Consider the following 21039-nt stretch of genomic DNA (forward strand, 5'->3'; position numbering starts at 1 on the left):
AGTAACAGACCATGCAACGCTATTCGGGCTTCGGCCTTTTCAAACACTCCCTCAGCCACCACGAAAACTGGCAGCGCATGTGGCGCACGCCGACCCCGAAAAAGGTCTACGACGTGGTCATCGTCGGCGGTGGCGGCCATGGCCTGGCAACGGCTTACTACCTGGCCAAGGAACACGGCATCACCAACGTCGCAGTGGTCGAGAAGGGCTGGCTGGGCGGCGGCAACACCGCCCGCAACACCACCATCGTTCGCTCCAACTACCTGTGGGATGAGTCGGCGCACCTCTACGAGCACGCGATGAAACTCTGGGAAGGCCTGTCGCAGGACATCAACTACAACGTGATGTTCTCCCAGCGCGGCGTCTACAACCTGTGCCACACCCTGCAGGACATGCGTGACTCCGAGCGTCGGGTCAGCGCCAACCGCCTCAACGGCGTGGACGGCGAGCTGCTCAATGCCAAGCAGGTGAGCGACGAGATTCCGTACCTCGACTGCACCAAGAACACCCGCTACCCGATCATCGGCGCCACCGTGCAACGGCGCGGCGGCGTGGCCCGTCACGACGCCGTGGCCTGGGGCTTCGCCCGTGCCGCCGACGCCCTGGGCGTTGACCTGATCCAGCAGACCGAGGTCATTGGTTTCCGCAAGGAAAACGGCGCCGTCATCGGTGTCGAAACCAACAAGGGCTTCATCGGCGCCAAGCGCGTCGGCGTGGTCACCGCCGGTAACTCCGGGCACATGGCGGGCCTGGCCGGCTTCCGCCTGCCGGTCGAATCGCATCCGCTGCAAGCGCTGGTGTCCGAGCCGATCAAGCCGATCATCGACAGCGTGATCATGTCCAACGCCGTGCACGGCTACATCAGCCAGTCGGACAAGGGCGACCTGGTCATCGGCGCCGGTATCGACGGCTGGGTCGGCTACGGCCAGCGCGGCTCGTACCCGGTCATCGAACACACCCTGCAGGCGATCGTCGAGATGTTCCCGATCCTCTCCCGCGTGCGCATGAACCGCCAGTGGGGCGGCATCGTCGACACCACCCCCGACGCCTGCCCGATCATCTCCAAGACCCCGGTCAAGAACATGTTCTTCAACTGCGGCTGGGGCACCGGCGGCTTCAAGGCGACCCCGGGTTCGGGCAACGTCTTCGCCGCGAGCCTGGCCAAGGGCGAAATGCACCCGCTGGCCAAACCGTTTTCCATCGACCGTTTCCACAACGGCGCCCTGATCGACGAACACGGCGCAGCCGCCGTCGCCCACTAACAGGAGAAATCATCATGTTGCACATCTTCTGTCCACACTGCGGCGAACTGCGCTCCGAGGAAGAATTCCACGCGGCCGGCCAGGCTCACATCCCGCGTCCGCTGGACCCGAACGCCTGTACCGACGAACAGTGGGGCGACTACATGTTCTTCCGCGACAACCCGCGCGGCCTGCACCACGAGCTGTGGATCCACGCCGCCGGCTGCCGCCAGTACTTCAACGCCACGCGCGACACCGTGACCTACGAGATCCTTGAAACCTACAAGATCGGCAGCAAGCCACAGGTGACCGGTAAAGGCACCGCCCCGCAGTTGGTCGCCAACGGCCAGGGAGAAAAGGTATGAGCCAGGTTTATCGCCTTTCCAGCGGCGGTCGCATCGACCGCAGCACCGTGTTGAGCTTCACCTTCAACGGCCAGACCTACCAGGGCTATGCCGGCGACAGCCTGGCCGCGGCGTTGCTGGCCAACGGCGTCGACATCATCGGGCGCAGCTTCAAGTATTCGCGTCCCCGCGGGATCATCGCGGCCGGTTCCGAAGAGCCGAACGCCATCCTGCAGATCGGCGCCAGCGAAGCCACCCAGATCCCCAACGTGCGTGCTACCCAGCAGGCGCTGTATGCGGGCCTGGTCGCGACCAGCACCAACGGCTGGCCGAGCGTGAACAACGACGTCATGGGGATTCTCGGCAAGGTCGGCGGCAAGCTGATGCCGCCGGGCTTCTACTACAAGACGTTCATGTACCCGCAGTCGTTCTGGATGACCTACGAGAAGTACATCCGTAAAGCCGCCGGCCTTGGCCGCGCGCCGCTGCAGAACGACCCGGATACCTACGACTACATGAACCAGCACTGCGACGTGCTGGTGGTGGGCGCCGGCCCTGCCGGCCTGGCCGCGGCCCTTGCTGCTGCGCGCAGCGGGGCGCGGGTGATCCTCGCCGATGAGCAGGAAGAATTCGGCGGCAGCCTGCTGGACAGCCGCGAAAGCCTCGACGGCAAACCGGCGACCGACTGGGTCGCTGCGGTGGTCGCCGAGCTGAAGAGCCTGCCGGAAGTCACCCTGCTGCCACGCTCCACGGTCAACGGCTACCACGACCACAACTTCCTGACGATCCACGAACGCCTCACCGATCACCTCGGTGACCGTGCGCCGATCGGCCAGGTCCGCCAGCGTATGCACCGCGTCCGCGCCAAGCGCGTGGTACTGGCGACCGGCGCTCACGAGCGTCCGCTGGTGTACGGCAACAACGACGTGCCGGGCAACATGCTCGCCGGTGCCGTCTCCACCTACGTGCGTCGCTACGGCGTAGCGCCGGGCCGCAAGCTGGTGCTGTCGACCAACAACGATCACGCCTACCGTGTTGCCCTCGACTGGCACGACGCCGGCCTGCAAGTGGTCGCCGTCGCCGATGCGCGGCATAACCCGCGTGGCTCGCTGGTGGAAGAAGCCCGTGCCAAAGGCATCCGCATCCTGACGTCCAGCGCCGTGGTCGAGTCCCGTGGCAGCAAGCGCGTCACCGGTGCGCGGGTCGCGGCCATCGACGTCAAGGCGCATAAAGTCACCAGCCCCGGCGAATGGCTGGAGTGCGATCTGGTTGCCACGTCCGGCGGCTACAGCCCGGTGGTTCACCTGGCCTCGCACCTGGGCGGCAAGCCGATCTGGCGCGAAGACATCCTCGGCTTCGTGCCGGGCGAAGCGCCGCAGAAGCGCGTGTGCGTGGGCGGCATCAACGGCGTGTTCGCCCTAGGTGATGCCCTGGCCGACGGTTTCGCAGGCGGCGCCCGCGCCGTGACCGAAGCCGGTTTCAAGGCTGGCACGGCAACCCTGCCAAAAGCCCTGGTTCGCCAGGAAGAAGCGACCCTGGCGCTGTTCCAGGTGCCGCATGACAAGAACACCGCGCGGGCGCCGAAGCAATTCGTCGACCAGCAGAACGACGTCACCGCTGCCGCCATCGAACTGGCAACCCGCGAAGGCTTCGAGTCGGTCGAGCACGTCAAGCGCTACACCGCGCTGGGCTTCGGTACCGACCAGGGCAAGCTGGGCAACGTCAACGGCCTGGCCATCGCCGCCCGTTCGCTGGGCATCGGTATCCCGGAAATGGGCACCACCATGTTCCGCCCCAACTACACGCCGATCACCTTCGGCGCCGTGGCGGGCCGGCATTGCGGTCACCTGTTCGAGCCTGTGCGCTTCACCGCGCTGCATGCCTGGCATGTAAAGAACGGCGCCGAGTTCGAAGACGTCGGCCAATGGAAACGGCCGTGGTACTTCCCGCGTGCCGGCGAAGACATCCACGCCGCCGTCGCCCGTGAATGCAAGGCCGTGCGCGACAGCGTGGGCCTGCTGGACGCCTCGACCCTGGGCAAGATCGACATCCAGGGCCCGGATGCCCGCGAGTTCCTCAACCGCATCTACACCAACGCCTGGACCAAGCTCGACGTGGGCAAGGCCCGCTACGGCCTGATGTGCAAGGAAGACGGCATGGTCTTCGACGACGGCGTGACCGCCTGCGTCGGCGACAACCACTTCATCATGACCACCACCACCGGCGGCGCGGCCCGCGTGCTGCAGTGGCTGGAGATCTACCAGCAGACCGAATGGCCGGACCTGAAGGTGTACTTCACCTCGGTCACCGACCACTGGGCGACCCTGACCCTGTCCGGCCCGAACAGCCGCAAGCTGCTGGCCGAGGTCAGCGACATCGACCTGGACAAGGACGCCTTCCCGTTCATGAGCTGGAAGGAAGGCCAGGTCGGCGGCGTGCCGGCGCGGGTGTTCCGTATCTCCTTCACCGGCGAGCTGTCGTACGAAGTGAACATCCAGGCCAACTACGCCATGGGCGTCCTGGAAAAAATCGTCGAGGCCGGCAAGAAGTACAACCTGACCCCGTATGGCACCGAGACCATGCACGTCCTGCGGGCCGAGAAGGGCTTCATCATCGTCGGTCAGGACACTGACGGCTCGATGACCCCGGACGACCTGAACATGAGCTGGTGCGTGGGCCGCAACAAGCCGTACTCGTGGATCGGCCTGCGTGGCATGAACCGCGAAGACTGCGTGCGCGAGAACCGCAAGCAACTGGTGGGCCTCAAGCCGGTCGACCCGACCAAATGGCTGCCGGAAGGCGCGCAACTGGTGTTCGACCCGAAACAGTCGATCCCGGTGGCGATGGTCGGCCACGTCACCTCCAGTTACGCCGCCAACTCGCTGGGTTATTCCTTCGCCATGGGTGTGGTCAAGGGTGGCCTCAAGCGCATCGGCGAGCGGGTGTATTCGCCCCAGGCGGATGGCAGCGTGATCGAGGCGGAAATCTGCTCCTCGGTGTTCTTCGATCCGAAGGGTGAGCGGCAGAACGTTTGAGGCTTCGCGAGCAAGTTCGCTCCTACAAGAGCGGCTCGTTCCTCTGTAGGAGCGAGCTTGCTCGCGATGGGCTGCACAGCAGCCCCAAACCGGTTTCCAGAATTCAGGCAGGTATAAAAAGATGAGCGCCATCAACGTCTACGAGCAACGCCCCGGCAACGACGCCAAGGCCGAGTCGCCGCTGCACCACGCCGACCTGTCCAGCCTGGTCGGCAAGGGTCGCAAGAACGCCGGGGTCACCCTGCGTGAGAAACAATTCCTCGGTCACCTGACCCTGCGTGGCAACGGCCACGACCCGGCCTTCGCCGGCGGCGTGTTCAAGGCCATCGGCCTGGAACTGCCGGTCGCCCTGACCGTGGTCGCCAACGGCGAGATGTCGCTGCAATGGCTCGGCCCGGACGAGTGGCTGCTGATCGTTCCCGGCGGCCAGGAAGTCCCGGTGGAAAACGCCCTGCGCGAAGCGCTGGCCGACCAGCACATCCAGATCGTCAACGTCAGCGGCGGCCAGACCCTGCTGGAACTGAGCGGTCCTAACGTGCGCGACGTGCTGATGAAGTCCACCAGCTACGACGTGCACCCGAACAACTTCCCGGTGGGCAAGGCGGTCGGGACCGTCTTCGCCAAGTCGCAACTGGTGATCCGCCGTACCGGCGAGGAAACCTGGGAACTGCTGATCCGTCGCAGCTTCTCCGACTACTGGTGGCTGTGGTTGCAGGACGCTTCCGCCGAATACGGCCTGGCCATCCAGGCCTGAGCCCCGCACAGGAGAGTCGTCATGAGCCGTGCCCCGGACACCTGGATCCTCACCGCCGACTGCCCGAGCCTGCTCGGCACGGTGGATGCGGTCACCCGCTTCCTCTATGAGCAGCGCTGCTACGTCACCGAGCACCACTCGTTCGATGACCGGCTCTCCGGCCGCTTCTTCATCCGCGTGGAGTTCCGCCAGCCAGACGACTTCGACGAGGCGGGCTTTCGCGCCGGCCTCGCCGAGCGCGGCGAAGCGTTCGGCATGCTGTTCGAGCTGACCGCGCCGAATCACCGGCCCAAGGTGGTGATCATGGTCTCCAAGGCCGACCACTGCCTGAACGACCTGCTTTATCGCCAGCGCATCGGACAGTTGTCGATGGACGTGGTCGCGGTGATTTCCAACCACCCCGACCTGGAACCGCTGGCCGAGTGGCACCACATTCCGTACCACCATTTCCCGCTCGATCCCCATGACAAGCCGGCGCAGGAGCGCAAGGTGGTGCAGGTGATCGAAGAGTCCGGCGCCGAGCTGGTGATCCTCGCCCGCTACATGCAGGTGCTGTCGCCGGAGCTGTGCCGGCGCCTGGATGGCTGGGCGATCAACATCCACCACTCGCTGCTGCCTGGCTTCAAGGGCGCCAAGCCGTATCACCAGGCCTACAACAAGGGCGTGAAGATGGTCGGTGCCACCGCGCACTACATCAACAACGACCTCGATGAAGGCCCGATTATCGCCCAGGGTGTCGAGGTGGTGGATCACAGCCATTACCCCGAAGACCTGATTGCCAAGGGGCGGGATATCGAGTGCCTGACTTTGGCGCGGGCGGTTGGTTATCACATTGAGCGGCGGGTGTTTCTGAACGCCAACAGAACAGTCGTTCTCTGAACCCTCTGGGACCGCTTTGCGGTCCTTCGCGACGGTTCGGCGCTCCGACAAGCTCGCTCCCACAGTGTTTTGTTGCCAGGCCTGATTTTGCGGTCAGGCAGGAAACCCTGTGAGAGCGAGCTTGCTCGCGAATGCGTTTTGGGTACCACCATCGGGCTGCCGCCAAGAGATAAACCACTGTCGCATCCAGTGACCGCAATCCCGCCTCTCAGGCCCACAATTCCCCCATTCCAGTAACACATGCCGCCCATGGACGGTGGCGCTGCAACCAACGCTGTATAACTACAAATCAAGCGAGGTAAGAGCATGTCTGGCAATCGTGGAGTGGTGTATCTCGGCTCCGGAAAGGTCGAGGTGCAGAAAATCGACTACCCGAAAATGCAAGACCCGCGCGGTCGCAAGATCGAACACGGCGTCATCCTCAAAGTGGTCTCCACCAATATTTGCGGCTCCGACCAGCACATGGTCCGCGGCCGCACCACTGCCCAGGTCGGCCTGGTCCTGGGCCATGAAATCACCGGCCAGGTGGTCGAGAAGGGCAGTGACGTCGAGAACCTGAAGATCGGCGATCTGGTCTCCGTCCCGTTCAACGTGGCCTGCGGCCGCTGCCGCTCCTGCAAAGAGCAACACACCGGCGTCTGCCTGACCGTCAACCCGGCCCGCGCCGGTGGTGCCTACGGCTACGTCGACATGGGCGACTGGACCGGCGGCCAGGCCGAGTACGTGCTGGTGCCTTACGCCGACTTCAACCTGCTGAAACTGCCCGATCGCGACAAGGCCATGGAGAAGATCCGCGACCTGACCTGCCTCTCCGACATCCTGCCGACCGGCTACCACGGCGCGGTCACTGCGGGCGTTGGTCCGGGCAGCACGGTGTACGTGGCCGGTGCCGGTCCGGTGGGCCTCGCGGCTGCCGCGTCGGCGCGCCTGCTGGGTGCGGCGGTGGTGATCGTTGGTGACGTCAACCCGGTGCGTCTGGTGCATGCCAAGGCCCAGGGCTTCGAAGTCGTCGATTTGTCCAAGGACACCCCGTTGCACGAACAGATCGTCGACATCCTCGGCGAGCCGGAAGTGGATTGCGCGGTGGATGCAGTGGGCTTCGAAGCCCGCGGTCACGGCCATGCTGGCGCCAAGGCCGAAGCGCCGGCGACCGTGCTCAACTCGCTGATGCAGGTTGTTCGCGTGGCAGGCAAGATCGGTATTCCCGGCCTGTACGTCACTGAAGACCCGGGCGCGATTGACGCGGCGGCGAAGATCGGCAGCCTGAGCATCCGCTTTGGTCTGGGCTGGGCCAAATCCCACAGCTTCCACACCGGCCAGACTCCGGTGATGAAATACAACCGTGCGCTGATGCAGGCCATCATGTGGGACCGCATCAACATCGCTGAAGTGGTGGGCGTGCAGGTCATCAGCCTCGACCAGGCGCCGGAAGGCTACGGCGAGTTCGATGCCGGTGTGCCGAAGAAGTTTGTGATCGATCCGCACAAGATGTTCAGTGCGGCGTAAGCGGAAATGAAGAAGGGGCCGTGATTGGCCCCTTCTTCTTTAGTGCTTCACCGCCAAACCTGTAGGAGCGGCTTTAGCCGCGATCGGCGGCGAAGCCGTCGTAATCCGAAGCCCCTGATTTGCCTGACACACTGAGGAGGCAGGTTTTACGGCCGCTTCGCGCCCGTTCGCGGCTAAAGCCGCTCCTACAATGTCCTGAGCCGTCCATCAGTTCGGTAGCTTCGGCAAACACTCATCCAGCCGCTTGTACAACGCACTCTCCACCGGCCAGTTGCGCAGCAACCGCGCGCGGTCCTTGGCGAAGGCCGGGGCGAAGCTCATCTGGGTCACGTGCTGGCTCATGGCGTCCAGGTCGATCAGCGCCCAGTCCCCGTCTTTCCAGAACAGGTTGTAGGCCTTGAGGTCGCCGTGGCTGATGCGTTCGTGGATCAGTTGCGCCAGCAGCCGTTGCAGCGCGTCCAACTGCTCGGCTGGCACGTCGCCGCTTTCCACATAAGGCGCGAAGGCGGTCATCAGGTCCGGGCCGTCGAGTAATTCGGTCACCAGATACGCCTTGCCGCGAAGCCCCAGCCAGCGGGTTTCCAGCACCGCCAGCGGCTTGGGCGTGGCGAAGCCGAGGAATTCCAGGCGGTGCCCTTCTATCCACGAATGCCAGGCCCGGCTCGGGCGCCAGAAGCGCTTGAACCAGTGGGCGGTGTCCTTGATGTTGTAGCGCTTGATCACCAGCGGCCGACCTTGCACTTCAACCCGCGCCACGCTGGCAGCACCGCCGGTCTTGTACAGGTGGCCGGCGTCGATCAGCGCGTCGGCGTTCTCGAGCACCGGCAGCATCGCCGCCTGCTCACCACGGACGATGGCGCGCAGGCCGGAGGCGCCGCGCTCGACGCTGAACAGCGTGCAGTCGCGGCCGGCTTTGTCCAGGTAGTCTTTCAGGCGCCAGTGGCGCACCTTGTCGATCTGCTTTTGCAACGCTTCCAGCGGCAGGGCGTGCTCGCTGTTGGCCAGCAGGTAATGCACCAGCAGTTCTTCGATAAACGGTTCCAGGCGCTTGGGCAACTGGGCGAAGAACACGCCGAGGTTCTGTAGCACTTGCTCGCGCGACAGCGGCTGGCCCGGGGTTTGTGCCTTGATGCCGCCGCCGTCGATCACGTGCAGTTGGCCGTTGTGGCGCAGCAGGTTGTCGAGGTGCAGGTCGTCCTGCCAGAGCCCTTTGGCGTGCAGGTGCGCCACGGCGGCCAAGGCTTCGCCGAGGACCAGGCTTTGCTCGTCGCTCAGCGGCGTTTGCCCTTCGACGTCGGCCCACGCGTCGCCGAGGCTGGTGGACCCTTCCAGGTATTCGAACAGCAGCCAGCCGCCTTCACCTTCGCGCAGGCCATCCGCGAGCAGCAGCGGGGTGGTCACGCCGTTGTCCGCCAGCAGGCGCACGCCAGACAGCTCGCGCTGGAAGTGGCGGGCCGCATTGCCGCCCACCAGCAGCTTGGCCAGCACTGGCTTGCCGCGCCACACGCCAGCACCGACATAACGCTGGCCCGGCAGTACGCGCAGCAGGGTGAGCAGTTGCAGTTCGGCGCTGCCCGCGGCATCGGCCAGGGTGATGCTCAACGGCAGTTGCGGGCTGCGCCCGGCATCCTTGAGTTCGGACAAACGCATCAGCGGGCCTCTTTGTGACGACGACGACTCACCAGGCGTTGCAGCCAGGTGTGTACCAGTGGGCTTTCGCCCGGTTGATCCAGGTACGCCGAGAGCAGCAGGCGGATGTCGGCCTCGCTCCACACTGGCGCGCGGCGCAGCAGCGGCTCCAGGTCCTTGATCCGGTCACGCTGGCCGAACAGCAGCGGGCGGGTTTTCTCCAGGTCGATCAGTTGCGCCTGCCACCCCTCGCCGCGTTCGCGCAGGAAGATGTGTTTGGGGTAGAAGCAGCCGTGCACCTGGCGGGCACCGTGCAGCGTGCGGGCCAACTGGCCGCAGGCACGGAGGATGCCTTGGCGCTGCGGGAGCGGCAGTTGCGGCCATTGGCCGAGCAGGCTGTCGAGGTCGCTCCAGTCGTCCAGCGCGCGGGTCATCAGGATCGCCCGGCGTTCGCCGTTCACCTTACGCTCGCCGTAGTACACCGCCTGCAGGGCCGGGATGTGCAGTTTCTGGTAACGGCTGATGTTGCGGAATTCGCGGGCGAAAGTCGGTTCGCCGAACGGGCTGTGCAGGGTGTGGGTCAGGTAATCGCTCTGGCGCTTGAGGTAGTAGCCCTTGCCCTCCAGCTCCAGGCGGAACACGCTGCTCCAGCCGCCGCGGCCGGTGTTGGGCTCGTCCACGGCGTCCAGTTGCACTGCCCAGAGCGGGTCGAAGCCGTTCAGGCCATGACGTTCGAGCAGCGCCGTGTCGGCACTGGCCAGGAAATCACTCATTCGCGTCCCTCGAAAAACTTCACGATATGCCGGACGCGTTTCTTGTCCGATGCATTCAACCGGTTGCGGTTGCGGTACAGCAGGTAGAAACGCAGGCGCTGGGTCGCCGACAGGTGGTATTTGGCCACTTTGTCCAGGCACGCCAGGTCTTTGGTGATCCGGTAGCGCAGCATGAAGCCCCACCAGAAGTCGCCGGTGGGGCAGTCGATGAAGAATAGCGTGCCCTGGTCATCCACCAGCAGGTTGCGCCACTTCAGGTCGTTATGGGTAAAGTGGTGGTCATGCATGATCCGCGTGTGGCGGGCCAGTTGCTGGCTGATGTTGTCGACCCAGCGGCGGTCGGCCAGGCGCGGGTCATTGCGTTCGGCGAGCACCGAGAGGTCTTCGGTGCGCGGCAGTTCGCGGGTGATCATCGCGCCGCGGCCAAAGCTCAGGCCGTTGCGCTCCAGGCCGCAGGCGACCACTTCGGCGGTGGGAATCTGCCATTTGGCGAACTGCTTGAGGTTCTGCCATTCGGCCTTGATTCGCGGCCGCCCGAGGTAGCGGCGCAGGCCCTTGCCGGCGCCGGTGTAGCGTTTGACGTAGTAGTTGACCCCGTCACGCTGCACGCGAATCACTTCGCTCAGCGGGTCGCGGGTCAGGCGCTCGCCCTGAAGGGCGAACACCGCGTCGATACTGCCGAAATCATGCGCCAGGGCCGAGTATTTCGGCTCCAGTGTCCAACCCGCCATCAGAGCGCGTCCCCATACCGTTGCTTACGCTCGTAGAGCTTCTCGGCCTTGCCTTCGAGCCAGCCCAGCAGGCTTTCCTGCTGACGCAGGATGTCGCGCAGCGGCTGGCGGAAATAGCCTTGCAGGAAGCGCAGCTTGTCGCGCCGCGTCAGACCGATGTCCAGCGCCGAGAAGTACAGCGCTGCAAGGTCCTTGTCGCGCCAGCGGCGGCTGATGTGCTCGCGGGTCTGGGCGCGGTGCAGGTCGATCACCGATAGGTGGAAGTCGTCAGCCGTCACCGGACGGTCGGTGTGCAGCAGGAAGTGGCAGATATAGCAGTCGCGGTGGTTGACCCCGGCGCGGTGCATGTTGCCGGTCATCTTCGCCACTTCGGCGATCAGCGCGCGTTTCAGGCGCGGCTCGGGCGGCTGCTTGACCCAGTCGATGCTGAAGTCTTCCAGGCTGACGGTGGGCGCCAGTTCCTCGGTGACGATGAACGAATGCTGGCTCGCCGGGTTGCTGCCGCGCTCGCCGTAGGCCACGGCGGTCATGGTCGGTACGCCCACTTCGTGCAGGCGCTGGATGGCTTTCCATTCCTGGCCGGCGCCGAGCACCGGGAGCTTGGCGGTGAGCAGGTTCTTGACGATCTCGCCCCAGCCGATGCCGCGGTGGATCTTGACGAAGTAGCCACGGCCCTCGATTTCGGTGCGCAGGGTGCGGCGGCCTTCCAGCTCGCGGTAGACCTCGCCTTGCAGCGCCTCGACGGCGTCGAAGGCATCGCGTCCGGCCCAGAGCCGTTTGAAGGTCTCGTTCAGTACAAGTTTCATGCGCGCTCCTGCGCGAGGATCACGTCGGCGGCATGCTGCGGCATGCTGTACAGATCGGCGGTGTCGGCGAAGGCCAGGCCGTTGCGACCCCAGTCGGCACGGGCGGCGTCGTCTTCGAGCACACGTTGCAGGTAGCTGTTGAGCTGCTCCTGTTCGAAGGGCTCGTCGAGCACAAGGCCGCTGTCGGCCTCGGCGATGTAGTGGGCGTAGCCGCAAACGGCCGTGACCAGCACCGGCAGGCCAGCCACCAGCGCTTCGAGCAGCACCGTGCCGGTGTTCTCGTTGTAGGCGGGGTGGATCAGCAGGTCGGCGCCGAGCAGGAAACGCGGGATGTCGCTGCGGCCCTTGAGGAACTGCACCTGGTCATTGAGGCCCAAGGCAGTGCTCTGCAACTGGAAGACCTTGGGATCGTCCTGGCCGATGACCATCAGCCGGGTGCGCTTGCGCAGGGCCGAGGGCAGGGCGGCGAGGGCCTTGAGGCTGCGGTCCACGCCCTTGGTCTTGAAACCGGAACCGATCTGCACCAGCAGCAATTCGTCGTCTTTCAGGTCGAATTCGCGGCGGAACTCTGCGCGGATTTCGGCGGCGTTGGCCGGCGCCCGGCGGTCCTGGGAAATACCCGGCGGCAGCAAGTGGAAGCGCTCGGCCTGGGTGCCGTAGTGCTTCACGAACAGCGGCTGCTGGACTTCGGAAATCATCAGGATTTCGGTGCGGGCGTTCTTGTCGAACACTGCGCGCTCGTATTCGGCGAAGTGCCGGTAGCGGCCCCAGCGCCGGTACAGGCTGCCGCGCAGGGTCTGGGCCTTGTCCTCGAAGCAGCCGTCGGCGGCGTAGTAGACGTCCAGGCCGGGCATCTTGTTGAAGCCGATCAGGCGGTCCACCGGGCGCTTGGCCAGGTCCGCTTCCATCCAGGCGCTGAGTTTCTCGTTGCGCCGATGGTTGAACAGCGCCTTGACCGGCGCCACCAGCACCTCGAAGCCGGGCGGCACGTCGCCTTCCCAGATCAGGGTGTAGACGCGGATCTGATGCCCGCGCTGCTGGCACTCCAGGGCGATGCGCATGAAGTCACGCTGCAGGCCACCGAAGGGGAAATACTTGTAGAGCACGAAAGCCAGTTGCATCAACGAACATCCTCAACCCGCAGCAGCTCGCCCAACTGGCGTGCCACACGTTCGGGATTCAGGCGAGTGAAGCACAGCGGCCACTCACGTTTGAGATCGAACCGGCGCTGTTCTTCGGCGCTCGGCTTGTAGGTGCACTTCTTGCGCAGGCAGGGTGCGCAAGGGAAGTCGCTGGCGACATGGACCTGGGATTTCCCGTAGGCCCCGGTCAGGCCCGGGTTGGTCGGGCCGAACAGCGACAGGGTCGGCACGTCCAGCGCCGCCGCGAGGTGGCCAAGGCCGGTATCGACCGCCACGCAGGCCTTGGCCGAGGCCAGCACACGACCCACCCCGACAAGGTTCAATTTGGGCAGTACCTGGGCGTTCTTCAAGCCCTGGGCGATCCGCTCGGCGCGGGCCTTCTCCGCCGGGTTGCCCCACGGCAGGCAGATTTGCAGGCCGGCGCGGCCCAGCCGCTCGGCCAATTGGCGCCAGTACAGCTCGGGCCAGTGCTTGGTGTCCCAGGTGGTGCCGTGCAGGAACACCACGTAAGGCGCGACGCCCACTTGCTCCAGGCGGCTGCGGTCCAGGCCGTAGTCACCGATGCCTTCGGGCAGGTCGTAGCCCAGGGCAAGGGCGAACAACTGGCGCACCCGTTCAACGGCGTGCTGACCGGTGGCAACCGACAGACGGCGGTCATAGAAACGGCTGGAAAAGCCCTCGCGCGCCGAATAGCGGTCCAGGCCGGCCACCGGCGTCTTCTTCACATAGCGGGTCAGCCAGGCGCTCTTGACGAGCCCTTGGGCGTCGATCACCAGGTCGTACTTGCGCTCGCGAATACGCTTCTTGAACTGGCGCCATTCGCCGCTCTTGAAGGTTTGCCAGAGGTTCTTGCGCCAGCGGCGGATGGCCACCGGAATCACCTGGTCCACTGCCGGGTGCCAGGTGGGAATCTCGGCGAAGCCTTCTTCCACCACCCAGTCGAAGGTGATGCCGGGAATGGCGTGGGCCGCGTCGGTGAGCGCCGGCAGGGCGTGGATCACGTCGCCCAGGGAGGATGTCTTGATCAGCAGGACCCGCACTTAGTCGACCTCTGCGCTGACGTCGACCAGCGACGGGCCATCGAGCCGCTGCAGCGCCGCGGACACCGCATCGGGCTCCAACTGGCGCAGGCAGTTGTAATGGCCGAAGCGGCAGGTGCGGTCGAAACAGGGGCTGCATTCCAGGCCCAGGCGCACCACTTCGACCTGATCGGCCAGCGGTGGCGTGAAGCCGGGGGACGTGGAACCGTAGACCGCCACCAGCGGGCGGTTCAGCGCCGCGGCGACGTGCATCAGGCCGGAGTCGTTGGAGACCACCGCGTCGGCGCAGGAGAGCAGGTCAATAGCCTCGGCCAGCGAGGTTTCGCCAGCGAGGTTGAAGGATTCTTCACGCAAGCCCGGAATCAACCGGTCGCGGATCTGCTCGCCCACCGGGTGGTCGTTCTTCGAACCGAACAGCCAGACCTGCCAGCCCTCGCGGACCTTCAGTTCGGCGACCTTGGCGTAGTGTTCCGCCGGCCACTTCTTGGCTTCGCCGAACTCGGCACCCGGACACAGCGCCAGCACCGGGCGGTCCAGCTCCAGGCCGAACTTGGCCAGCGCGGCATCGCGGCTGGCGGCCTCGATACTCAGGCTCGGACGTGGGTAAGGTTTCGGCAGGTCACTGCCGTCGGGGAAGGCGAGGGCCATGAAGCGCTCGATCATCAACGGGTAGCGGGCCTTGTCCAGGCGCCGCACGTCATTGAGCAGGCCATAGCGAAATTCGCCGCGCCAGCCGGTGCGCTGCGGGATGCCGGCGAAAAACGGCACCAGCGCCGACTTCAGCGAGTTGGGCAGCAGGATCGCCTGATCGTACTGGCCGACCAGGGATTTGCCGATGCGCCGGCGCGTAGCCAGTTCCAGTGCGCCGTGACCGAGCGGGAAGCTCAAGGCCTGGCGGACTTCGGGCATGCGCTCGAGGATCGGCCGGCTCCATTCGGGGGCCAGCACATCGATCACGCAATCGGCGTGACGCTGCTTCAGGACCTGGAACAGCGTTTGCGCCATCACCATGTCGCCCACCCAACTGGGCCCGATTATCAAAATTCTCATGCAAATTCCAGAAACGATCAGGGAGGCATCAGTCTGTTTTAACAGCCTGGCCTCCCTTCTTTATATTCAGGCTCGGTCCATCAGTGTACGCCACTGATCCGGGGCTGGCCTCCTGCCAGCCGGATCTGCCTGTTCAACTGAGTCCCAGTTCGCCCCAGATCCGCCGTACTTCCTGGCGTTCGTTGACGAATTGCCCCGCGTCGATCACCCCGGCCTGTTTCTGCAAGGCCTGGCGGTGGGCTGCCGAGCGGAACGCCTTGTACACCTCGCGCAGCAGCACCGCATCGCTGGCGGGCATCAGCCCGGCTTCCTCGAGGCCTTCGAGAATGCGGATGTTGTCGGTGTAGCGCAGCAAGGCGGGATGGCTGTGGGACCAGGCGAGCGCGGCGTATTGCACCATAAATTCAATATCCACGATACCACCGGCATCCTGCTTGATATCGCAGGGAACGCCGGGGTCATAGGCATTGGCCGCGGTGCCGGCAGCGGTGGATTTGGTCCCCAGGTTGTCGCGCATCTTGGCGCGCATCTCGCTGACTTCGGTACGCAGCCCGGCCAGGTCGCGCTGCTTGCCCAGCACCCGCGCCCGCACGTCTTCGAAGGCCGCGCCCACTTGCGGGCAGCCGACCAGCACGCGGGCGCGGACCAGGGCCTGGTGTTCCCAGGTCCAGGCTTCGTTCTGCTGGTAGCGCTCGAAGGCGCCGACCGAACTGACCAGCAAGCCCGAGGCCCCGGACGGCCGCAGGCGCATGTCGACGTCGTACAGTTGCCCGGAGTTGGTCTGGGTGGTCAGCAGGTGAATGATGCGCTGGCCCAGGCGGGTGAAGAACTGCGCGCTGTCGATTGGCTTGTCGCCGTCGGTTTCCGCCTGCGGGTCGCCGTCGTGGATGAACACTAGGTCCAGGTCCGAACCATGGCCCAGTTCAAGGCCGCCCATCTTGCCGTAGCCGACGATGATGAAGCCCGGATCGCACGGGCTGCCGTCGCTGCGCTGGGGCCGGCCGTGGCGGGCGACGGTCTGGCGCCAGGCCAGGGCCAGCACTTGATTGAGGATGGCTTCGGCCAGCCAGGTCAGGTAGTCGCTGACTTTCATCAATGGCAGGTTGCCGGCGATTTCCGAGGCGGCGACGCGCAGGCTGTGGGCCAGCTTGAAGTGCCGCAGCGCTTCCATCTGTTGTTCGAGATCGTCCTCGGGAATGCGGGTCAGGCGCTCGCGCAGCTCGGCGGCAAGTTCCGGCGCCTTGGGCGGGCTGAACAGGCGGCCTTCATTAAGCAGTTCGTCCAGCAGCAGCGGGAAGCGGGCAATCTGCTCTGCGATCCACGGGCTGGCCGCGCACAGGGTCAGCAGGCGGCGCAGGGCGCCGGGGTTTTCGGTGAGCAGCACCAGATAGGCCGAGCGCCGGGCCACGGCTTCTACCAGTGGCAGCACCCGTTCCAGCACCAGGTCCGGATCGTCGTGTTCAACTGCCTGGGCGAGCAGGCGCGGAATAAAGGAGTCCAGCCGCTCGCGGCTCAGGCGCTGCATGGAGCGCAGATTGGGGCTGGCGCGCAGGCCGGCGAGTTGTTTCAGGGCCTTGGCGGCGTCGCGGAACCCGGCGTCCTGCAACTGGCGGCAGGCGGCTTCTTCGTCCTGGGCTTCTTCCCAGAGCGGCAGCCATTCGCCGCCGACTACCACTTCGCCTTCGCCGTCTTCGTCGTCCGGGTCGGCAATGACCTGGCGGAAATGCCAGTCGATACGCCCGCGCCAGTGCATCAGTTGGGCGTGGAAGGCGTCCCAGTCAGGGAAACCGAGCATGAACGCGATCCGCGCGCGGTCCAGGTCGCCGTCGGGCAGCATCTGGGTCTGGCGGTCGGCGATGGCCTGGATGGCGTGTTCGGTATAACGCAGGAATTCGTAACCGTCGCGCAACTCGCTCACCACCGCCGGCGGCAGGTAACCCTGGCCTTCGAGGGTCGCCAGCACCTTGAGCAGCGGGCGCTGTTGCAGGCTCAGGTCGCGGCCACCGTGGATCAACTGGAAAGCCTGGGCGATGAACTCCACCTCGCGGATACCGCCGGCCCCCAGCTTGATGTTCTCGGACATGCCCTTGCGCCGGACTTCCTGCTGGATCAACTGCTTCATGGTGCGCAGTGCTTCGATCGCCGAGAAGTCCAGGTAGCGCCTATAGACGAAGGGCCGCAGCATTTCCTGCAACTGGTTGCCGGCGACCTGGTCGCCCGCCACCACCCGCGCCTTGATCATCGCGTAGCGTTCCCAGTCGCGGCCCTGGTCCTGGTAGTACTGCTCCAGCGCATTGAAGCTGAGCACCAGTGCCCCGGACGATCCGTAAGGCCGCAGGCGCATGTCGACGCGGAACACGAAGCCGTCGACGGTGATCGGGTCCAGCGCCTTGATCAGGCGCTGGCCGAGGCGGGTGAAGAATTCCTGGTTATCCAGCGAGCGCTTCACGCCTTCGGTCTCGCCGCCCTCGGGGTAGGCGAAGATCAGGTCGATGTCGGAGGACAGGTTCAGCTCCACCGCGCCCAGCTTGCCCATGCCCAACACCACCATCTGTTGCGGCTGGCCGCTGCGGTGGCCGGTGGGCGTGCCGAATTGCTGGCACAGGCGCGGGTAGAGCCACTGGTAGGCCTGGTCGATGGCGGCGTCGGCCATGTCGGACAAATCGCGGCAGGTCTGCACCAGATCGGCCTGGCGGGTCAGGTCGCGCCAGATGATCCGCACCTGATGACGGGTGCGCTGGCGGCGTAGGGTGCGCGCCAGTTCGTCTTCGGTGGTCGCGGCCTGGGCGGCGGCGGCCAGTTGCGCGCACAGCTCGCCGGGGGCGAAGGGGCGATCAAGCTCGCCGCTGGCGGCGAGGTCGAGGAGCATGGCCGGGTCGCGCTGGCTGTGTTCAAGGACGAATTCGCTGGCTGCGGCGACCCGGGCGAACCCGGCCCAGCGTTCGGCGGTCCAACTGTCCAGGCTCAGGCCGTCATGGGCGGCCACGGCGCTGCGCAGCGCCTGTTCGTTGCTGAGGGACAGGTGTTTGAGGGTTTCGGGCAGTTCGACCAGCGACGGCAGGCTCATGGTCTATCCTTGATCGGCGGGAAAACGCAGGCAGTGGCGGGGCAGAAGTCGTACGCCCCGGGTATGACTGTCGTACAAAAGTTTGAAATAGCGGTAATTGCGTATTTATTGGCAGAAACCATCACGGCAAGCCTTTTCTCAACCGGTTTTTCGTCGCCGGTATCGTTTTATCTCACAAGCCGAATGCGTTCGGCTGATGGGGCAAATGTAGTTTTACTACTGCTTTTTTCAGTTGAAGGCATGTAATGACGAACGATTTGTAGTAAAACTACACGCCGCCGGGACTACCTCCGGTAATCCAAGAATTCATGTCGTCTGCCCAAAAGGCCAGTCGCAAACTTCAGGCAACCGATTCTGGTAGCCTTTCCGCCCTGGAGCAAGCCATGCAAGACCTCGATCCCGTCGAAACCCAGGAATGGCTGGACGCCTTGGAGTCGGTTCTCGACAAAGAAGGCGAAGACCGCGCTCACTACCTGATGACCCGTATGGGCGAGCTGGCAACCCGTAGCGGTTCGCAGCTCCCGTACGCAATCACCACGCCATACCGCAACACCATTCCAGTTACCCACGAAGCACGCATGCCTGGCGACCTGTTCATGGAACGCCGCATTCGCTCGCTGGTACGCTGGAACGCCTTGGCGATGGTAATGCGCACCAACCTGAAAGACTCGGATCTGGGTGGCCACATCTCCAGCTTCGCTTCCAGCGCCACGCTGTATGACATCGGCTTCAACTACTTCTTCCAGGCTCCGACCGAAGAGCACGGCGGCGACCTGATCTTCTTCCAGGGCCACGCCTCGCCTGGCGTCTACGCTCGTGCCTTCATGGAAGGCCGCATCAGCGAAGACCAGATGAACAACTTCCGTCAGGAAGTCGATGGCAACGGTCTGTCGTCCTACCCGCACCCATGGCTGATGCCTGATTTCTGGCAGTTCCCGACCGTTTCCATGGGTCTGGGTCCGATCCAGGCGATCTACCAGGCGCGCTTCATGAAGTACCTGGAAGCCCGCGGCTACATCCCTGCCGGCAAGCAGAAAGTCTGGTGCTACATGGGCGACGGCGAGTGCGACGAGCCGGAATCCCTGGGCGCAATCTCCCTGGCTGGCCGCGAGAAGCTGGACAACCTGATCTTCGTCATCAACTGCAACCTGCAGCGCCTCGACGGCCCGGTTCGCGGCAACGGCAAGATCATCCAGGAACTCGAAGGCGTGTTCCGTGGCGGTGGCTGGAACGTCAACAAAGTTGTCTGGGGCCGTTTCTGGGACCCACTGCTGGCCAAGGACACCGACGGTATCCTGCAGCGCCGCATGGACGAAGTCATCGACGGCGAGTACCAGAACTACAAGGCCAAGGACGGCGCGTTCGTCCGTGAGCACTTCTTCAACACTCCAGAACTCAAGGCCATGGTCGCTGACCTGTCCGACGACGAAATCTGGAAGCTCAACCGTGGTGGTCACGACCCGTACAAGGTCTATGCGGCCTACCACCAGGCGGTCAACCACAAAGACCAGCCTACCGTCATCCTGGCCAAGACCATCAAGGGTTACGGTACCGGTGCTGGCGAAGCCAAGAACACCGCGCACAACACCAAGAAGGTCGACGTCGACAGCCTGCGTCACTTCCGTGACCGCTTCGACATCCCGGTCAAGGACGAAGACCTGGAAAACCTGCCGTTCTTCAAACCTGAAGAAGGCAGCGCCGAAGCCCGTTACCTGGCCGAGCGTCGCTCCGCACTGGGTGGCTTCGTGCCTCAGCGTCGCGCCAAGAGCATCAGCATCCCGACTCCACCACTGGAAACCCTGAAGGCGATCCTGGACGGTTCGGGCGACCGCGAAATCTCCACCACCATGGCCTTCGTGCGGATCCTCGCGCAACTGGTCAAGGACAAGGAAATCGGTCAGCGCATCGTTCCGATCATCCCGGACGAAGCCCGTACCTTCGGTATGGAAGGCATGTTCCGCCAACTGGGCATCTACTCGTCCGTCGGCCAGCTCTACGAGCCAGTCGATAAAGACCAGGTGATGTTCTACCGCGAGGACAAGAAGGGCCAGATCCTCGAAGAAGGCATCAACGAAGCGGGCGCCATGTCCTCCTTCATCGCTGCCGGTACTTCGTACAGCACCCACAACCAGCCGATGCTGCCGTTCTACATCTTCTACTCGATGTTCGGCTTCCAGCGTATCGGTGACCTGGCATGGGCAGCCGGCGACAGCCGCACCCGTGGCTTCCTGATCGGCGGTACCGCCGGCCGTACCACCCTCAACGGTGAAGGCCTGCAGCACGAAGACGGTCATAGCCACATGCTGGCCGCGACCATCCCGAACTGCCGCACCTATGATCCGACCTACGGCTACGAGCTGGCGGTGATCATCCAGGACGGCATGAAGAAGATGACCGAAGAGCAACAGGACGTCTTCTACTACATCACCGTGATGAACGAAGCCTACACTCAGCCAGCCATTCCGGCCGGTGTCGAGGAAGGCATCATCAAGGGCATGTACCTGCTCGAAGAAGATACCCGCGACGCGGCGCATCACGTTCAACTGCTGGGCTCGGGCACCATCCTGCGCGAAGTCCGTGAAGCGGCGAAGATCCTGCGTGAAGAGTTCAACATCGGCGCTGACGTGTGGAGCGTTACCAGCTTCAACGAACTGCGTCGCGACGGTCTGGCAGTAGAGCGCAGCAACCGTCTCAAGCCAGGTCAGAAACCACAGGTCACCTACGTCGAAGAATGCCTGAGCGGCCGTAAAGGTCCGGTCATCGCGTCAACCGACTACATGAAGCTGTTCGCCGAGCAGATTCGTCAGTGGGTACCGAGCAAAGAGTTCAAAGTCCTGGGTACTGATGGCTACGGCCGCAGCGACAGCCGCAAGAAACTGCGTCACTTCTTCGAAGTCGACCGCAACTTCGTTGTGCTGGCTGCACTGGAAGCCCTGGCTGACCGTGGCGAGATCGAACCCAAGGTGGTGGCTGACGCCATCGTCAAGTTCGGCATCGACCCGGACAAGCGCAACCCACTGGACTGCTGAGGAGTATTTTTAA

15 protein-coding genes are annotated in these 21039 nt (G+C 64.4%); 7 read left to right on the forward strand and 8 right to left on the reverse strand.

The features are described from left to right. Positions 1-11 precede the first annotated feature (11 nt). From HWV67_RS26390 to fdhA, 6 genes are all read left to right on the forward strand, one after another. Complete coding sequence (locus HWV67_RS26390; protein ID WP_110972459.1) at positions 12-1262, forward strand: sarcosine oxidase subunit beta family protein; 1251 nt, start codon at positions 12-14, stop codon at positions 1260-1262. Positions 1263-1276: 14 nt separating this feature from the next. After that, positions 1277-1606 (forward strand): sarcosine oxidase subunit delta, encoded by a 330-nt coding sequence (locus tag HWV67_RS26395; RefSeq protein ID WP_095156230.1) that lies wholly within the window; start codon positions 1277-1279, stop codon positions 1604-1606. After that, positions 1603-4620 (forward strand): sarcosine oxidase subunit alpha, encoded by a 3018-nt coding sequence (locus tag HWV67_RS26400; RefSeq protein WP_175653400.1) that lies wholly within the window; start codon positions 1603-1605, stop codon positions 4618-4620. Before HWV67_RS26395 ends, HWV67_RS26400 begins: the two co-directional genes overlap by 4 nt. A 121-nt stretch (positions 4621-4741) precedes the next feature. Further along, a complete protein-coding gene (locus HWV67_RS26405; RefSeq protein ID WP_110972457.1) occupies positions 4742-5374 on the forward strand; it encodes a sarcosine oxidase subunit gamma in 633 nt (210 codons plus the stop codon). A 21-nt stretch (positions 5375-5395) separates the two neighbouring features. Next, a complete protein-coding gene (purU, locus tag HWV67_RS26410; RefSeq protein ID WP_110972456.1) occupies positions 5396-6253 on the forward strand; it encodes a formyltetrahydrofolate deformylase in 858 nt (285 codons plus the stop codon). A gap of 306 nt (positions 6254-6559) precedes the next feature. Continuing rightward, positions 6560-7759 (forward strand): formaldehyde dehydrogenase, glutathione-independent, encoded by a 1200-nt coding sequence (fdhA, locus tag HWV67_RS26415; RefSeq protein WP_095156226.1) that lies wholly within the window; start codon positions 6560-6562, stop codon positions 7757-7759. A gap of 207 nt (positions 7760-7966) precedes the next feature. On the opposite strand, the gene HWV67_RS26420 is transcribed toward fdhA, so the two are convergent. From HWV67_RS26420 to glnE, 8 genes are all read right to left on the reverse strand, one after another. Continuing rightward, positions 7967-9409 (reverse strand): lipopolysaccharide kinase InaA family protein, encoded by a 1443-nt coding sequence (locus tag HWV67_RS26420; RefSeq protein WP_175653401.1) that lies wholly within the window; start codon positions 9407-9409, stop codon positions 7967-7969. Further along, positions 9409-10161, reverse strand: coding sequence for a lipopolysaccharide kinase InaA family protein (locus HWV67_RS26425; RefSeq protein ID WP_175653402.1), 753 nt, complete (start codon positions 10159-10161; stop codon positions 9409-9411). The genes HWV67_RS26420 and HWV67_RS26425 overlap by 1 nt, the downstream gene beginning before the upstream one ends. Next, the gene (locus HWV67_RS26430) at positions 10158-10892 is read right to left on the reverse strand and encodes a lipopolysaccharide kinase InaA family protein (protein WP_175653403.1); all 735 of its coding nucleotides are present in this window, start codon (positions 10890-10892) and stop codon (positions 10158-10160) included. Before HWV67_RS26430 ends, HWV67_RS26425 begins: the two co-directional genes overlap by 4 nt. Continuing rightward, positions 10892-11698 carry a lipopolysaccharide core heptose(I) kinase RfaP gene (gene rfaP / locus HWV67_RS26435; protein WP_175653404.1) on the reverse strand — a complete coding sequence of 269 codons (807 nt, stop codon included), beginning with the start codon at positions 11696-11698 and terminating at the stop codon, positions 10892-10894. Before rfaP ends, HWV67_RS26430 begins: the two co-directional genes overlap by 1 nt. Further along, on the reverse strand, positions 11695-12819 hold the full coding sequence (locus tag HWV67_RS26440; protein ID WP_175653405.1) for a glycosyltransferase family 4 protein: 1125 nt from the start codon (positions 12817-12819) through the stop codon (positions 11695-11697). Before HWV67_RS26440 ends, rfaP begins: the two co-directional genes overlap by 4 nt. After that, positions 12819-13880, reverse strand: a complete 1062-nt coding sequence (waaC, locus tag HWV67_RS26445) for a lipopolysaccharide heptosyltransferase I (RefSeq protein ID WP_110972450.1) — start codon at positions 13878-13880, stop codon at positions 12819-12821. Before waaC ends, HWV67_RS26440 begins: the two co-directional genes overlap by 1 nt. Beyond that, a complete protein-coding gene (gene waaF / locus HWV67_RS26450; RefSeq protein ID WP_110972449.1) occupies positions 13881-14930 on the reverse strand; it encodes a lipopolysaccharide heptosyltransferase II in 1050 nt (349 codons plus the stop codon). It abuts the gene before it with no gap. Between the two features lie 133 nt (positions 14931-15063). Further along, positions 15064-17997: a bifunctional [glutamate--ammonia ligase]-adenylyl-L-tyrosine phosphorylase/[glutamate--ammonia-ligase] adenylyltransferase gene (gene glnE / locus HWV67_RS26455; RefSeq protein ID WP_175653406.1), complete on the reverse strand. Its 2934-nt coding sequence runs from the start codon at positions 17995-17997 to the stop codon at positions 15064-15066. Between the two features lie 383 nt (positions 17998-18380). Between glnE and aceE the strand changes: the two genes are divergently transcribed. After that, positions 18381-21026, forward strand: a complete 2646-nt coding sequence (gene aceE / locus HWV67_RS26460) for a pyruvate dehydrogenase (acetyl-transferring), homodimeric type (RefSeq protein ID WP_095156217.1) — start codon at positions 18381-18383, stop codon at positions 21024-21026. The last annotated feature ends 13 nt before the right edge of the window (positions 21027-21039 follow it).

Origin of the sequence: Pseudomonas sp. Marseille-P9899 (assembly GCF_903166565.1) — a bacterium.
In the GTDB taxonomy this organism is placed as follows: domain Bacteria; phylum Pseudomonadota; class Gammaproteobacteria; order Pseudomonadales; family Pseudomonadaceae; genus Aquipseudomonas; species Aquipseudomonas huaxiensis.

What these genes read in the sequence shown, in the direction of transcription:
- HWV67_RS26390 (WP_110972459.1), top strand. Translation starts at nt 12, where the DNA reads ATGCAACGCTATTCGGGCTTCGGCCTTTTCAAACACTCCCTCAGCCAC.
- fdhA (WP_095156226.1), top strand. Translation starts at nt 6,560, where the DNA reads ATGTCTGGCAATCGTGGAGTGGTGTATCTCGGCTCCGGAAAGGTCGAG.
- waaF (WP_110972449.1), bottom strand. Translation starts at nt 14,930, where the DNA reads ATGAGAATTTTGATAATCGGGCCCAGTTGGGTGGGCGACATGGTGATG.
- HWV67_RS26430 (WP_175653403.1), bottom strand. Translation starts at nt 10,892, where the DNA reads ATGGCGGGTTGGACACTGGAGCCGAAATACTCGGCCCTGGCGCATGAT.
- glnE (WP_175653406.1), bottom strand. Translation starts at nt 17,997, where the DNA reads ATGAGCCTGCCGTCGCTGGTCGAACTGCCCGAAACCCTCAAACACCTG.
- HWV67_RS26405 (WP_110972457.1), top strand. Translation starts at nt 4,742, where the DNA reads ATGAGCGCCATCAACGTCTACGAGCAACGCCCCGGCAACGACGCCAAG.
- HWV67_RS26420 (WP_175653401.1), bottom strand. Translation starts at nt 9,409, where the DNA reads ATGCGTTTGTCCGAACTCAAGGATGCCGGGCGCAGCCCGCAACTGCCG.
- aceE (WP_095156217.1), top strand. Translation starts at nt 18,381, where the DNA reads ATGCAAGACCTCGATCCCGTCGAAACCCAGGAATGGCTGGACGCCTTG.
- HWV67_RS26395 (WP_095156230.1), top strand. Translation starts at nt 1,277, where the DNA reads ATGTTGCACATCTTCTGTCCACACTGCGGCGAACTGCGCTCCGAGGAA.
- rfaP (WP_175653404.1), bottom strand. Translation starts at nt 11,698, where the DNA reads ATGAAACTTGTACTGAACGAGACCTTCAAACGGCTCTGGGCCGGACGC.
- HWV67_RS26400 (WP_175653400.1), top strand. Translation starts at nt 1,603, where the DNA reads ATGAGCCAGGTTTATCGCCTTTCCAGCGGCGGTCGCATCGACCGCAGC.
- HWV67_RS26440 (WP_175653405.1), bottom strand. Translation starts at nt 12,819, where the DNA reads ATGCAACTGGCTTTCGTGCTCTACAAGTATTTCCCCTTCGGTGGCCTG.
- purU (WP_110972456.1), top strand. Translation starts at nt 5,396, where the DNA reads ATGAGCCGTGCCCCGGACACCTGGATCCTCACCGCCGACTGCCCGAGC.
- HWV67_RS26425 (WP_175653402.1), bottom strand. Translation starts at nt 10,161, where the DNA reads ATGAGTGATTTCCTGGCCAGTGCCGACACGGCGCTGCTCGAACGTCAT.